Origin of the sequence: uncultured Pseudoteredinibacter sp. (genome assembly GCF_947502065.1) — a bacterium.
Taxonomy (GTDB): domain Bacteria; phylum Pseudomonadota; class Gammaproteobacteria; order Pseudomonadales; family Cellvibrionaceae; genus Pseudoteredinibacter.
The window spans coordinates 595,070-608,921 of record NZ_CANMYE010000002.1; the positions used below are offsets into that span (position 1 = coordinate 595,070).

Here is a 13,852-nt window from a genome sequence, read left to right on the forward strand (position 1 = left end):
TGGCTTCGAAGTGGGGTCAGAACCTTTAGGGTTCTGACCCCGTTGGGCCGCCACTTGTTAGATCTTCTTTTGTATCAACGTCTTTGTAGAAGCCGATATCTAGGCTATCTATTTTTCTTAAGTTATCTGAATGCGTCTTTAGTATCGGCCTTGCTCCTTGGTCGCCGTGCAGCTTACTAAACTCAGTTAAGTAATTACGGTGGAATATTGCTGGATTACCTAGCCTGCCCTGTTCTTGACTAAACGGTGCGAAGATTGAATTTTCTTGCCAGTCTATTGCGTCCAAGAAGTTTTCCAAAGCTGAAGCCCTAAGATATGGCATATCGGCCAATGCGAATAACGTAAATGAGTGCTCTTTACTTTGAGCGTATTCAGCAGCAGCACGAACGGAAACCGATAAGCCTTCGCTCACATCTTCTAATAAAATAGTCGGCAAAGGGTGATGCTTTATCTGTGTTAAAAGCGCTTGATCATCCGCCCTTAAAAAAACTGTAGGAGATAAACCCAGCTCTAGGTATGGCTGCAAGCTGTGCTCAATTAATTGGCGGCCATCGGGCATTGGGGCGAGTAGTTTGGCGCTACCAAAACGGCGGGAAAAGCCGGCGGCTAAAAAGCAAACTTGCAAGCGCTCATTTAAATTGGATATGGAGCTAGGCATTTTTTACGGCGATAAGATCGGCCAAAATTGATACCGCAATTTCTGCTGGGGTTTTGCTGTGAATATCTAAACCAATGGGGGCTTTTAGCTTTTTCAGCTCGCGGTCGCTAAAACCAAAGTGCTCCTGCAGGCGTTCGCGACGCTTGGCGCTGGTTCTTACTGAGCCCATGGCACCAATATAAGCTGCCTTTGAGCGCAGTGCATACATCACGGCGAGATCATCGATTTTAGGGTCATGACTTACTGTGGCAATAAAGCTATGGCTATCCACCCCCAATTCAGCCAATACATCATCGGGATATTGGCGATAAATAGGTGCCCAGGATTCTTGCCACTGCTCGGCATACTCAGGGCGCGGATCAATGACTGCGCAGCGAATATTAAGCAGCTCGGCTAGCTGCACTAAATATTGCGAAATGGGCCCAGCGCCAACGATATACAACTGCCAACGCGGACCTAAAACATTGAGCCAACGCTCACCATCCCACTGGTGCTCTTGCCAGATATCACAATCTTGTATTTCACATTGCCCGCTATCGAGCTGGCTAACTAAGGCTACTGTTTGGCGTTGCTTTAAAGCCTGAAGGGCATCGGCTAATAAGCTTTCCGTCACCGGCTGCACGTATAAGCGCATGCAACCACCGCAGGGCAATTGCAAACGCGCACGTTCTTCTTCGCTTTCGCCATATAGGCGAACTTCAGCCGATTCTGGCCAGTTTTGTTTTAAGCTTTCTAGCAGCTCTTCTTCAATGCAGCCACCAGAAACTGAACCCCAAAACTCACCACTTTTCGCAACAGCTAACAGTGACCCTACCGGCCTTGGCGAGCTGCCAAAGGTCTCCATAACGGAAATCAAACACAAAGATTTTCCCGCCTGCGCAGCAAGTAAGGCGCTATGTAAAATATCTTCGTGTTCTGCTTGCACAATAAGTCTCTGTAAAAATTAAGCCAAACGTAAAGGCAGTTCGCGCAGGCGCTGCCCCGTCGCTGCGAATACAGCATTTGCTACGGCAGGGGCAATTGGCGGCACACCTGGTTCACCTGCACCAGTAGGCGCTTGAGTACTCGGCATGATATGCAGATCAATTTCCGGAGCTTCATTCATTCGCACAACAGGGTAGTCATGGAAATTACTCTGTTCAACAGCACCGTCTTTCAAAGTAATAGAGCCACTGAGTGCCGCTGATAAACCAAAAATAATACCGCCTTCTAACTGCGCAGCGACACCATCGGGATTAACCACACGCCCGCAATCAGCCGCACAATACACTTTATGCACTTTAATTTGACCGGCTTCTACAGACACTTCCGCAACCTGGGCCACATAGGAGTTAAAACTGAAAACCCCAGCAATCCCGAGGAAGCGCCCTTTGGCTGCTAATTTTTCACGGTCTTGCCAATTGGACATTTCCGCGGCTTTTTTCAATACCGCAGCCAGTCTTGGCATATCATCACAGTGGTTCAGGCGATAAGCCAGTGGATCTTCTTCTGCCACAATCGCCAGTTCATCGAAGAAACCTTCTTTGAAAAAGCCACTAAAAGAATGCCCCACCGAACGCCAAAAGCCTAAGCGCAAGCCAGGATCAACCGTAACCTGCCGCACGGTTTTGTTGGCAATGCTGTATTCTTCCCATAGCCCCTCAATACTGCTGTGATCAACCGTCCAGTTTTCAAAAACGCCATGGCCACGCTTACTGATCCAATCGACAAAGCCACCGGGCAAGAACTCTGGTAAGAACATGCCAGCCATTTCATCGATGGTATAACCGGTAATATTCGGGCCTACTCGGGTGACATCCCAAGCATCAATTTTACCCGCATCATTAATCGCCGCACTCATGCGTGCCGAGGCCGCAGGGCGATAGAAGTCGTTGCGCATATCATCCTCACGACTCCAAATCAGCTGAATGGGCAATCCAGAGGCATGGGCGATAGCAACAGCTTCAGCCACATAATCCTGATTTACACGACGACCAAAACCGCCTCCTAAAAAGGTACTGTGAACTCGAATATTATCGCGCGGTACATCACAATATTCCGAAGCGACCGACTGGCTAGCATCAGGGCCTTGAGTCGGCACCCAAATATCAGCCACATCATCTTGTAACCATACGGTACAGTTCATTGGCTCCATGGTCGCGTGGGCCAAATATGGCGCATGATAATCGGCGCTGTGTTTTTTATTGGCGCTGGCGATGGCGGCCTTGCTATCACCTTGCTCAAAGGCGGTTTGGCCTTCTTCACTTAGGGCCGCTTCAAAGGTTTTGCGAATATCACCTGAGCTATGCTTTGCCAGCTCGGGCAAATCCCACTCTACCTGTAATTCAGCCAGAGCTTTTTTGGCCTGCCAGTAGTGTTCGGCAACGACGGCCACGCCATTAAAAATGGGCACAACTTGCTGTACACCTTCTAGATTTTTAACTGCATCGGCATTCACACTTTTTACCGTGCCACCAATAACCGGACAACGTAATAAGGCAGCGCGTTTTAAATTAGGAATATTTTGATCAGAGGCATTAATGACTGTGTCGCCACTAGGGCTGCCCACATCGATACCAAAGCGGGCCTTGCCAGTAACCTTGGCTAGCGCATCAATACGTTTTTGTTTTTTGCCAATAAAACGTAAATTGCCATTGGCTTTTAGCACAACATTTTCAGGTGGCTGTAATTGGCTAGCTCGCGTAACAAAATCACCTAGACCGTAAGACTTCTCGGCGAACCATAATTTACCATCACGAATACTTAAGCTACCCGGATCCATATTGAGCTGCTCGGAGGCGGCCTGCAGTATCATTTCACGAGCAGTCGCGGCGGTTTTTCGAAGCGGCTCAAAGTGCGCCATAATACTGGTGCTGCCGCCCGTCATTTGCATACCGAACAATGGATTCTTGTACTCTTCCCCGACACCTGCATGCAATACGGTAATCATCTCTGGCGGGGTATCCAGCTCTTCAGCGATCAGCATAGTAAGGCCGGTATTAGTGCCCTGCCCCATTTCAGCGCGAGGCATCAAAAAGATAATTTCTCCACTTGGAGTTATTTGCAACAGGCCATCGCTCATTAAGGCATCACCTTGGCTGTACAGCAAAGGCATATCACTGGCTAAGGTCGGCATACTTAGCATTAAGCCGCCAGCACCCAATAATTTTAGAAATGAACGACGTGGTAAAGAACTGACAGAACGACTCATGATTCACCTCCAGCCACCTTAGGCTCAGACACTGTCGCCGGATCAAAATGCTGCACGGCTGCCACACTTTTAATGGCTTTTTTGATTCGAGGGTAAGTGCCACAGCGGCAAATATTGCCACTCATCGCCGCATCGATAGTGGCATCATCAGGTTTAGGATTGCTTGCCAGCAAGGCCGATGCCGACATAATCTGCCCAGGCTGACAGTAGCCGCATTGGGGCACATTGTGCTCTAGCCAAGCTTCTTGCACCGGATGCAAATTCTCATCTGAGCCGAGGCCTTCAATCGTCGTAACCGCCTTTCCAGCTACAGCGGCAATAGGCAAGATACAGCTACGACTGGCAACGCCGTCCACATGCATGGTGCAAGCACCACACAAGCCCATACCGCAACCAAACTTACTTCCAGTGAGCTGAAAGTGTTCTCGAATAATCCATAACAAAGGGGTATCGGCTGGCAAATCCACGGACACGGGCTCGCCATTGAGCTGAAATTCGATCATGAGCTAATCCTGCCTAAAGGCTTATAGTATTCTAGGCTCGGCGGCCCAGAGTTTTTATAGACTTGCAGTCTAATTCAAGCCCCGTCAATCAGCGTGGTGTTTAACCCTTCTTTACCGAATTGGACATTTGTACAATTTAATCAGCAAAATCAAAATTAGACATGAGTAATTCAGTCATAGCCCCAGCAGGAGCTGATAGTCCGTGCCGCCGCCTGCTCAGGATAACTACCGCCCTTTTAAACACCGGCCCCACCAGCGGTTTACACAACAAGCCCATCTGCTCCATTTGCAACTGACAAAAACCTGGCACTAGGCACAAGCCTAAACCTTCGGCGGCCATTCGGCCTACAGTAGTTAATTGATTAGCTTCATAGATACGCTCAGGCACGGCGTTTTGCTCTTGCATGATGGTATCGATACTGCGCCTAAAACCCGAGCGGGCGTTTAGGCTAATAAAAGGGTAGCGCGATAGATCTTGCCAGTTGAGTTGTTTTTTCCGAGCCAGGGCATGGCTAGGGGGAAGTGCTACCACAGCCCTATCGCTAAAGAGCTGTTGCTGCTCTATGTCTTCGGGTATCTCTTGCTCAAAAGCGATACCGAGCTCTACTCGGCCGGAATGCACGGCTGAAAGAACATCCTCCATCACAATGTCTTCTAGGCTTAGATCGATCTCAGGGTACTGCTCGTGAAAGCGCGCCATTAACGCAGGAAATACGCTCGCCGCCAGCGATGGCATACAGGCCATGGCCAAGCGGCCACGGCGCAGCGCAAAGCGGTTATGCATTTCATCAAAAGCACTTTCCCAATCTTGCAATATGCGCTGAGCGATTGGGTAAAAGGCCTCGCCCTCTGGGGTAAGCGATACGCTGCGAGTGCTGCGATTAATTAAGGGCCCACCCAACTGCTCTTCCAAATTGCGGATAGTGATACTTAAGGCTGGCTGAGAAAGGTGCAACTCACCACAGGCCTCAGCAAAGCTTCGATGTTTTGCTACCGCCACAAAGGCTCGCAGTTGCTTATGGGTAAATGAGGGGCGCTGGCTCATAAAGTCGCCATTCTCCGTTTATTGGATACATTCGATATATTTAAAATATTTATCAATTATGAATTTTTTTATATTTGCTAAATATAGCGAATTCCACCAAGCTAGGCCACCTAAACGCTAATGAGCGTGACTCTGACATAACAAAAAAGAGGTGGATGATGTCCGGTTTCAATAAGGTTGTCGGCAGCTACGAAGAAGCCATGGCCGGCCTAGAAGATGGCATGACGGTAATTGCCGGTGGCTTTGGCCTATGCGGTATTCCAGAAGGCTGTATTGCTCAAATCAAGAAGATGGGCACCAAAGAGCTAACCATTGTTTCCAATAACTGTGGTGTAGATGGCTTTGGCCTAGGTATTTTGCTGGAAGACAAGCAAATTAAGAAAATGGTCTCCTCTTATGTTGGTGAGAACAAGCTATTTGAAGATCAGCTGTTAGCGGGTGAGCTAGAAGTTGAGCTAACGCCTCAGGGCACTCTGGCTGAAAAAATGCGTGCCGGCGGCGCGGGTATTCCTGCTTTCTATACCGCTACCGGTTACGGCACCCCAGTGGGTGATGGTAAAGAAGTGCGTGAGTTCGATGGCCGCAAGTACATTATGGAAGAAGCCATCACCGGTGACTTTGCCATTGTGAAAGGCTGGAAGGCCGATACCTACGGCAATGTGATCTACCGCCACACCGCTCAGAACTTTAACCCAATGGCAGCCACCGCAGGCAAGATCACCATTGTAGAGGTTGAAGAGATTGTTGAGCCGGGCGAGCTAGACCCAACTCAGATTCATACCCCAGGTATTTATGTGGATCGCCTGATTCAAGGCACTTTCGAAAAACGTATCGAACAACGCACCGTACGCGCATAAGGAGATTGATCATGGCTTTATCACGTGAACAACTGGCAATGCGCGTAGCGCAAGAATTACAAGACGGCTTCTACGTAAACCTAGGTATCGGCATTCCAACTTTGGTGGCCAACTATGTACCTGAAGGCATGGAAGTAATGCTGCAATCTGAAAACGGCTTGCTGGGCATGGGCCCCTTCCCTACCGAGGAAGAAGTAGACGCCGATATGATTAATGCAGGTAAACAAACCGTCACCACCATTACCGGCGCCTCTATTTTTAGTTCGGCCGAATCTTTCGCCATGATTCGCGGCGGCCACGTAGACCTTACCGTACTGGGTGCCTTTGAAGTTGATGTGCAAGGCAATATCGCTTCTTGGATGATTCCAGGCAAGCTGATTAAAGGCATGGGCGGCGCCATGGATTTGGTAGCGGGCGCGGACAACATCATCGTAACCATGACCCACGCCGATAAGCACGGTAACTCTAAGCTGCTTAACGAATGTACCCTGCCACTTACTGGCGCCGGCTGCATTAAGAAAGTAGTTACCGATCTTGCCTACCTAGAAATTGAAGATGGCCAGTTTATTCTAAAAGAGCGCGCCCCTGGCGTGAGCGTAGAAGAGATTGTTAGCAAAACCGGTGGCAAGCTAGTAGTGCCGGATAATGTTCCTGAGATGAATGTGTAAAACGCATCTTAAGTAAAATTTCTGCGCAAGTAAGGGGTCAGACCCCATACTTAAGAAAGCATAGTAGCTAATTAAGCTCAGTTATTTTTTTAAGAACGGGGTCTGACCCCGGTTTTAAAAAGAAAAAATTCAGCAGTAAGTCAGATTTCCGTACGTAGGGCTCCTAAGATTTATTCGAAGGGGCCCTTTTTTTATCTAGATCAGTGAAGGGGTCAGACCCCACATCTAAGAAAACATAGCCGGTTATTGAGCCCAGTTATTTTTTAAAAACGGGGTCTGACCCCGGGGTTTTGCCCACACTCCAAAAGCACTCAGCAATAAGCCACAAAGTATCAATATACGATACTTTTCACAGGACTATTGACCCTATAGTTCAAGTCTCTACTATGAGTACAACTATCCACGACCACTACCCAAGCTTTAGAGCCTTATCATGAAATCCAGTCGCCAACTTAGTAAAGTCGTTAATATATTCCTCCATATCATCGCCTTAGTATTCACCTACTTCCTACTACAAGGCGGCTCTCTCATTATTAAAAACCTGCCAAGTCGGCATACCAACATTCAACTAGAAGATTATTTGGATAAGGCGCAGCTCTCGCAGCTTGAGCAGCAGCAGGACGACAATAGCCTAAAGCAGGAAACCTTGGGTTTTCAGCGCCAGAGTGTACAAACCGAGCTTAGTGGCTTAAAAGAAGTATTGGGCATACAACAACAAAACTACAAAGAGATGCTGGCCTCGCGCTATGTCACAGAAGACAGCCAAAGCAATCAACAAGTGGAAGCTATACGTAAAAAGATCGAGCAGGGACGAGTGGCGATTAGTACTGCGACCCAAAGCGAAAATCAACTGGAAAAACAGTTACTGTTATTGCGCCAAGATAGCGAAAAGCTACGCAAAGAAATCCGAGAGCTAAAATCGGATGCCCGCCAATTGATGCGCGAAGATGAACGCAGTAATACCCTAAAGGCATTTTTAATCCGCCTGGCCTTCGTGTTGCCCCTACTAGCCCTTGCAGTGTTTCTATTCAAACGTTATCGTAATTCCAGTTACTGGCCATTTGTTTACGGTTGGGGCTACTTTTCGCTGTACGCCTTCTTTATTGAATTAGTCCCTTACTTCCCTAACTATGGCGGCTATGTGCGCTCCATCGTTGGAATCGTGGCTTGTTTCTTGGTAGGGCGTTTCTTAATTAACAAACTGCAGGATTATTTAGAAAAGAAACGCGAGATGGAGCAGCGTGACGAAGAGAGCCGTCGCAGTAGCTTACAAAATAACGAGCGCAACCTAGAAAACTCATTCGAGAAAATTCACAAAGGTATTTGCCCGTCATGTGATCGCAAATTCGCCAGCCCGGATAATAAGTACTGTGTGTATTGTGGCTTGTGTATTAAACGTGAGTGCGGATCCTGTAAGACATTGCAAATCAGCTTTAATCAGTATTGTTTGCAGTGTGGCGAGAAGCACCTAGATGAAGAGCATGAGCATGAATGTGAGGGGCATGCAGCCCCGAGTTAGACATCTATTTTCCAGCTATATCTGCGGCAAAACCGTTAATCTTAACCCTCAGTGTCCGACACTTTTGGCCTAAATCCTAGAAAACTACTTCAGCTATCGAAAAAGCTCTGACGGGCTTTTTCGATTAAGGCTTCATCTAGCTCGTGAAGTTCGACCAAATTTTCATATGGGTGATATTCCCCATAGTGCAGCTTTACTTGCTTGAAGAAGACCGCCGACCAAAATGGATTAGATTTAATTAAATAGTTACCCTCAAAAGTGGCCGCCAGATAAAACTGCATTCCAACATCACCCGCCTTAGCAAACTTAACCAAATACTCAATCATACGCTGCCGGCGCTCCATCCATAACTGTATGTCTCGAGCTGTGTTAACTTCGCGGCTTCCGACTGCAAATTGCAAGTTTGGTGTGTATAAATACTGGGCATATACATCCCCATTTACAGCCTGCTTTTCTAGCCTCTCGAATAGAGAAGGACTTCTACTTTCTTTTTGTTTAGCAACCCAACGATTTACTTGCTCACAATCAATTTTTTCAGCATAGCCGTCTTCACAACGAAAAATTATATTCCTAAGTTTATCGACAGCAAATGCATTGTTATCCTCTACACCTTTTAAAAGATTAGTGACTGCCTCTATGGCTATGTCTTCATCTTTATTAGCCCGGATAGCATATGCAGACCTGAGCTCTTGCATTTGCTCCTTCAATTCAGGCCAAGCGATTACCAATTGCTGTACATCGTCTTGAGAAGCTGAAACTGCCAACTCCAACATTCTTGGTTTCGAAGGGATTCTTATGCCGGCAGAGCTGTCGCTATTCGTAACTCGTTGAGTCAAGGCATTTGGGCGGGGACCTTGATTTAACTCAACTCCACTTTGCGACTTGCTTTCGCTACTAATTGCGGCACCAAGCTCATTTACATCCTGAGCAGCGGACTCTGAATCGACATCAGTCTTCGCCCAAAGAAAGAGTACGCCAACCATAAGACAAGCGCACAGCAAGGCAATTTTTAGCTTTCCTCTTAACATTCTCATAAAGACCTATTAGCTATCATCCTCAAACAAGTCATTTCTTGCTTGCTCTATTTCACCTTCATCCAAGTCGTGATTCGAAATCAAACGCCGAAGATCGAAGCTACCACTATTGTCTAAAGTCGACAGCTGACTATAGAACACTGCAGCCCAAAAAGGCTGGGCTTCAATATAATCACTACTATCATATAGCTCCGCTAGCTGTTTGGTCGCGAGCGCTGACCCAGCTCTTGCGAACTTTAAGCTATAGCCAATCATTCTTTGACGGCGCTGCAACCACAACTCGGTATCCCTGGCGGTATTCATATCAAAGCTGTCAACGGCACTTAGCAAGGAAGCGTGATAGAGAGACTGCGCTTGCAGATCTCCCTGCAAAGCCAATTGGTCTAGCTTATCGATTGCTCTTGGCGTCCGAATGGATAGCCTATTAATGTCTGTACCATAAGTTCCTGTACAGGCGGGCTTATCCTTAAACCCACTCCTAAAACACTCACCTATAAATTGCGTAAACAAAGAAAGGTCATAAACACTATCACTTTTGTGGGCTTTATTTTCGGCATAGGCAGGGTATTCATCGGGATCTCCGTCTTGGGGAATATCACCCTCTTTCATTGTGATAATTTCATCAATCTCTTCCAAAAGCTCAAACTGAATAGTCTCAAAGCGTTCCACGCTGGCTATCACTTCCGCATTTGGCTTATATGCTTGAGCCAGTAGTATTAGTTGATTATTAATTAAGTAATTACTGTCTTGAAGGGTAATAGAAGAGTTGGATGAAAAACTATTGTTTGAAGCATTGAATGGTTCTACAGCCTCAACGGCCTCAGAGGGCATTGAACTTTGTTGAGGCGAGTTGGTTTTAGCTAAGCGGCCATTAGAGTCATGCGTACCATCTTTATTAATAGCAGACTGCGTACCATCTACAAAATAATGATAAGTGGAGTACGAAACAATTATGATCGTAGCAACAAATGCTAATTTCCTAAGCATAAACCTTCCATATTAGCTTGCTTTGAAGTTGACCTCGCACACACTTCAACTATAGGGCAATTCGTATCACTGGCATTTAAAGATGCCCGAATAGATATTGGTAAACCACCTCTACCTCTGCCGCATCTATACCATGCCTTAGAACAAAATCATCCGTAATATTTTCAAATTCAAACAACAGTTCAGGGCTTTGCTCATGCAAATAACGCCCAATGGCCGCAGCCCGCACCAAATCTACCGGTCCATTTATACCAAATAGAGCATCAAACATTAGACTCATTCCAGCTCCAGGGCTGCCCTGAATTGTCTGCTCCATAAGGTGAGCCCTAACGCGATCACGCCTAGCAATCCACTTTTCTGGGAAAGCTCGGATATTTACATCTTCGGACTCAATGGCATCTTCGAGTACCCTATAATATAAATAGCTCGCCAGCTCATCACCAGCAAATACCAGCTTTTCAAATTCATCAAACAAGCTAAAGTTAGGGTCTTCGAACTCTTTATCCAATCGCCAGCGATTCATCTTGGCGCAATTTTCCTGGATCATCTCCCTAAATTTGGTACGGCAATTGGCGTAAATATGTAGAAAATTAACGATGGCCGAACTATCCCCTTTCTCCAGCAGCTGAATATAGGAATCAAATTCAGCATCAGACCAAAGCTCTGAGCTAAACAAATTTTGTTGATTATTCGCTTTTTCCTGCAGGGCTTTCCAGTGCTCCGGTGTGTATACAAAGGGAGGGGGCCCAGTGCGCGCAGAATCTATTTCTGCTTGCTTAGCGTCTGATTTTTGCCTTTCCACCTTCTTGGGCTCATCAGGCGTTTCTACTTTCTGGGTATCGGGCGGGCTTAGATTGGGCTTTTGACTTAATTGCGGTGCGACCAGATCATCAACAGTCGTATTTTCATGTCCACCAATAAAGAACAGACCTATCGCGGCAAGCAACAAGAATATTGCCAATGAGATAGTTTTATTTTTCTTTAAATTAAACACAAACAATCCTTGTTAACATTGCCAGAAGAATAAAGTTTCAGCCAGCGTGTGTAGAGGCAGAGCCGCAAACGCTGCCCTGCAAAAACCTAACGCTTAGAAAACCTCTCCATATTTTCCAGGCGCTTCTTATCACTCTTCTTCAGCATAACATAAGTTGCACCGGCCCCGCCGTGGTGCTTTTGTGCGGAATGAAATGCTAAGACGGCATCTATCTGGGGCAACCAATGGGCCACCGCACTTTTAATTAACCCCGAATCTTTTCGGCCTTCACCTTTGCCGTGGGTAATCAAGGCGCAGCGGATATCATGCTCAATACAATCTTTAATAAATTGATAGACCGAGCGGCGTGCCTGCTCTACGGTTTTGTGGTGTAGATCTAAGCGTGCCTCAATTTGGTATTTACCTAAGCGTAGGTTCTTATATACCCCATGCTGCACACCTGGGCGCTGGTAGCCAATAATCTCTAGCGGGTCGACCGGCTCGATACATTCATCAGAAAGCGGATCACCTTGGTGGCTGGGCATTTCTTCTACTGCTGCTTTTTTACGATGCTCTAAACCCGGATTGCTGGCGTTCTCGGCCTTTAGATTTACGCGCTTAGGCTGCTTAATAGGCTGAACATCGGCCATGCTCTGGCGAAAAAAATCTTCGTCGTCACTCATTGCTTTGCCTGTATTAACTTGCTTCGCTTACCAATGCCGCACCATAGCCATCCTTGAACTCTGGCGGCATGCGACGCGGTCGACCGCTGCTCATTTCAATACAAACCACTTTCCACTGGCCACGCAGCATAGTTGCGCCATCGCTTAAGCGCACGATTTGAAAGCGACGTGTCATACTGAGCTTGCCATCACTTTCCGTTAGCCAGGTGGCGACTCGCAATTCATCGCCTAATAAAGCAGCTTGCATGTACTCGTATTCGGCTTTTTGAATCGCCATTGCTCTATCCAACTGACGATAAGCCTCGATATCTAAGCCCAAATGACAAGAATGCCCCCAACCGGCCATTTCGCACCATTTCACATAGACAGTATTATTGGCGTGATTTAGGCCGTCAATATCGTCTTCTACAACCGTTATATCAACCGTGTGAGGATTTGGAAAATCCCATTCAATATCAGTCATGAAAATCCTTATAAACCCCGCTGCCATTCCTGTCGCAATGGAATCATTCCAGGCTTATTGATAGCGGTGCGCACCGTATCTAATAGCTTGCCTTTATCCTTGCCCAGCACACCTTTTAACACTAGGTAATTGGATGCATGGTCACTGCGGAAGATGGTTTTGTCTAATTCCAAATTATCCAACAGCAGCTCCATCTCACGGAATAACTCTAACTGCTCTAGTTTGCGCCAAGGAATCTCAAAGGCCTCTTCAAAGTCCTCGCTGCCTCTTGGAAATTCAACAACCAATGTTGATAGGTAATCGGGCTGGGCGGCATTCATTAACTTTGCTGAGTTAATAGCGTGCTGTTCGCTCAAGGTCGGGCCACCCAAGCCATTTAGAATCATCACCGAGCTTTTCATGCCGGCCGCTTTAATTTTTTGCAGCGCATCTAAAGAGCTATCAAAACTCTCGCCTTTACGAACCCTGGCCAAGACCTCGTCATCACCAGATTCGCAACCTACGTACATTAGGCTAAGCCCCAACTCCCTTAGCTCTTGTAAGTCGGCAACAGATTTATTTTTTAAATTGCGAGGCAAGCAATAACTAGACACTCGGCTGATGTGGGGAAAGTACTGCTTAATTAACAGCAGAATTTCTTTGAGACGGCGAACCGATAAGGTCATCGCATCACCATCGGCTAAAAAGATTCGCTGAACAGGGTAGCCAGCCTCGGCGATCTGACGCAATTCCGCCTCGATCACATCGGGCTTCTTAGGCTTAAAACGCTTTTGCTCCATGGTGTACATTTCACAAAAGGTGCACTTATTGTATGAGCAGCCATTGGCTACTTGCAGAATAAGAGACTTCCACTCGCTAGGGGGCCGAAAAACTGGCTCTATATAGTTTAGAGGATACATATCAGCTGATTTCGTTTTCGAATTCTTCTAATAAATCCAGCGGCTCTATCTCTATACCTTCCATTTCACTATCCCAATTAATGCCCACGAGATAAACGTCTTCATGCATACCTGGCAGCCATTTATCCATAAACTCTTCTACCGATACTGCGACGGGCTGATAGACCGACCAATCCTCTACACAATGGGCCTTGGCGAATTCGGGCTGGCTCCAAAATGGCATAACGTCCGTTTCACCATATTGCTCCGATGGGCATAAAGCCCAGCCTTCTGGGCCTTCCAAGCCCCAAACGCAGCCGGTTTCTAAGGCTTCTACGATAAATCGGTCGAAGTTTTCTTCGATATTGGATGACAATGCTTCCGTCATGGGGCT

15 protein-coding genes are annotated in these 13,852 nt (G+C 46.9%); 3 read left to right on the forward strand and 12 right to left on the reverse strand.

All coding sequences use genetic code 11. From position 1 onward, the window contains the following. Positions 1–25: 25 nt before the first annotated feature. From Q1A41_RS09300 to Q1A41_RS09320, 5 genes are all read right to left on the reverse strand, one after another. Positions 26–658 carry a nucleotidyltransferase family protein gene (locus Q1A41_RS09300; protein ID WP_299977590.1) on the reverse strand — a complete coding sequence of 211 codons (633 nt, stop codon included), beginning with the start codon at positions 656–658 and terminating at the stop codon, positions 26–28. Then, on the reverse strand, positions 651–1,583 hold the full coding sequence (locus Q1A41_RS09305) for an XdhC/CoxI family protein (RefSeq protein WP_299977593.1): 933 nt from the start codon (positions 1,581–1,583) through the stop codon (positions 651–653). The genes Q1A41_RS09300 and Q1A41_RS09305 overlap by 8 nt, the downstream gene beginning before the upstream one ends. 18 nt (positions 1,584–1,601) lie before the next feature. Next, the gene (locus Q1A41_RS09310) at positions 1,602–3,848 is read right to left on the reverse strand and encodes a molybdopterin cofactor-binding domain-containing protein (protein WP_299977595.1); all 2,247 of its coding nucleotides are present in this window, start codon (positions 3,846–3,848) and stop codon (positions 1,602–1,604) included. Next, entirely contained in the window at positions 3,845–4,351 is a 507-nt protein-coding gene (locus tag Q1A41_RS09315) for a (2Fe-2S)-binding protein (RefSeq protein ID WP_299977598.1), read from the reverse strand. Before Q1A41_RS09315 ends, Q1A41_RS09310 begins: the two co-directional genes overlap by 4 nt. Positions 4,352–4,487: 136 nt before the next feature. Then, positions 4,488–5,396 carry a LysR family transcriptional regulator gene (locus Q1A41_RS09320; RefSeq protein WP_299977601.1) on the reverse strand — a complete coding sequence of 303 codons (909 nt, stop codon included), beginning with the start codon at positions 5,394–5,396 and terminating at the stop codon, positions 4,488–4,490. 158 nt (positions 5,397–5,554) lie between these two features. Between Q1A41_RS09320 and Q1A41_RS09325 the strand changes: the two genes are divergently transcribed. The 3 genes from Q1A41_RS09325 to Q1A41_RS09335 all read left to right on the forward strand — a co-directional run bounded on the left by Q1A41_RS09325 (position 5,555) and on the right by Q1A41_RS09335 (position 8,440). Continuing rightward, positions 5,555–6,253, forward strand: coding sequence for a CoA transferase subunit A (locus Q1A41_RS09325; protein ID WP_299977840.1), 699 nt, complete (start codon positions 5,555–5,557; stop codon positions 6,251–6,253). Positions 6,254–6,264: 11 nt separating this feature from the next. After that, entirely contained in the window at positions 6,265–6,921 is a 657-nt protein-coding gene (locus Q1A41_RS09330; protein WP_299775346.1) for a CoA transferase subunit B, read from the forward strand. Between the two features lie 433 nt (positions 6,922–7,354). Next, positions 7,355–8,440 carry a hypothetical protein gene (locus Q1A41_RS09335; RefSeq protein ID WP_299977603.1) on the forward strand — a complete coding sequence of 362 codons (1,086 nt, stop codon included), beginning with the start codon at positions 7,355–7,357 and terminating at the stop codon, positions 8,438–8,440. A gap of 89 nt (positions 8,441–8,529) precedes the next feature. Here the strand turns inward: Q1A41_RS09335 and Q1A41_RS09340 are convergent, their stop codons facing one another. The 7 genes from Q1A41_RS09340 to Q1A41_RS09370 form a co-directional block, all read right to left on the reverse strand. Next, positions 8,530–9,474, reverse strand: a complete 945-nt coding sequence (locus Q1A41_RS09340) for a hypothetical protein (RefSeq protein WP_299977606.1) — start codon at positions 9,472–9,474, stop codon at positions 8,530–8,532. 9 nt (positions 9,475–9,483) lie between these two features. Continuing rightward, a complete protein-coding gene (locus Q1A41_RS09345) occupies positions 9,484–10,461 on the reverse strand; it encodes a hypothetical protein (RefSeq protein WP_299977609.1) in 978 nt (325 codons plus the stop codon). Between the two features lie 76 nt (positions 10,462–10,537). Next, positions 10,538–11,455 (reverse strand): hypothetical protein, encoded by a 918-nt coding sequence (locus Q1A41_RS09350; RefSeq protein WP_299977612.1) that lies wholly within the window; start codon positions 11,453–11,455, stop codon positions 10,538–10,540. A gap of 86 nt (positions 11,456–11,541) precedes the next feature. Then, positions 11,542–12,117 carry a DNA endonuclease SmrA gene (smrA, locus tag Q1A41_RS09355; protein WP_299977615.1) on the reverse strand — a complete coding sequence of 192 codons (576 nt, stop codon included), beginning with the start codon at positions 12,115–12,117 and terminating at the stop codon, positions 11,542–11,544. Between the two features lie 13 nt (positions 12,118–12,130). After that, positions 12,131–12,580 carry a thioesterase family protein gene (locus tag Q1A41_RS09360; protein WP_299977618.1) on the reverse strand — a complete coding sequence of 150 codons (450 nt, stop codon included), beginning with the start codon at positions 12,578–12,580 and terminating at the stop codon, positions 12,131–12,133. Positions 12,581–12,588: 8 nt separating this feature from the next. Continuing rightward, complete coding sequence (locus Q1A41_RS09365) at positions 12,589–13,479, reverse strand: radical SAM protein (protein WP_299977621.1); 891 nt, start codon at positions 13,477–13,479, stop codon at positions 12,589–12,591. A gap of 1 nt (position 13,480) precedes the next feature. After that, positions 13,481–13,846, reverse strand: a complete 366-nt coding sequence (locus Q1A41_RS09370) for a DUF2750 domain-containing protein (protein WP_299977624.1) — start codon at positions 13,844–13,846, stop codon at positions 13,481–13,483. Positions 13,847–13,852: the final 6 nt, after the last annotated feature.

What these genes read in the sequence shown, in the direction of transcription:
- Q1A41_RS09300 (WP_299977590.1), bottom strand. Translation starts at nt 658, where the DNA reads ATGCCTAGCTCCATATCCAATTTAAATGAGCGCTTGCAAGTTTGCTTT.
- Q1A41_RS09310 (WP_299977595.1), bottom strand. Translation starts at nt 3,848, where the DNA reads ATGAGTCGTTCTGTCAGTTCTTTACCACGTCGTTCATTTCTAAAATTA.
- Q1A41_RS09315 (WP_299977598.1), bottom strand. Translation starts at nt 4,351, where the DNA reads ATGATCGAATTTCAGCTCAATGGCGAGCCCGTGTCCGTGGATTTGCCA.
- Q1A41_RS09320 (WP_299977601.1), bottom strand. Translation starts at nt 5,396, where the DNA reads ATGAGCCAGCGCCCCTCATTTACCCATAAGCAACTGCGAGCCTTTGTG.
- Q1A41_RS09325 (WP_299977840.1), top strand. Translation starts at nt 5,555, where the DNA reads ATGTCCGGTTTCAATAAGGTTGTCGGCAGCTACGAAGAAGCCATGGCC.
- Q1A41_RS09330 (WP_299775346.1), top strand. Translation starts at nt 6,265, where the DNA reads ATGGCTTTATCACGTGAACAACTGGCAATGCGCGTAGCGCAAGAATTA.
- Q1A41_RS09335 (WP_299977603.1), top strand. Translation starts at nt 7,355, where the DNA reads ATGAAATCCAGTCGCCAACTTAGTAAAGTCGTTAATATATTCCTCCAT.
- Q1A41_RS09340 (WP_299977606.1), bottom strand. Translation starts at nt 9,474, where the DNA reads ATGAGAATGTTAAGAGGAAAGCTAAAAATTGCCTTGCTGTGCGCTTGT.
- Q1A41_RS09345 (WP_299977609.1), bottom strand. Translation starts at nt 10,461, where the DNA reads ATGCTTAGGAAATTAGCATTTGTTGCTACGATCATAATTGTTTCGTAC.
- smrA (WP_299977615.1), bottom strand. Translation starts at nt 12,117, where the DNA reads ATGAGTGACGACGAAGATTTTTTTCGCCAGAGCATGGCCGATGTTCAG.
- Q1A41_RS09360 (WP_299977618.1), bottom strand. Translation starts at nt 12,580, where the DNA reads ATGACTGATATTGAATGGGATTTTCCAAATCCTCACACGGTTGATATA.
- Q1A41_RS09365 (WP_299977621.1), bottom strand. Translation starts at nt 13,479, where the DNA reads ATGTATCCTCTAAACTATATAGAGCCAGTTTTTCGGCCCCCTAGCGAG.
- Q1A41_RS09370 (WP_299977624.1), bottom strand. Translation starts at nt 13,846, where the DNA reads ATGACGGAAGCATTGTCATCCAATATCGAAGAAAACTTCGACCGATTT.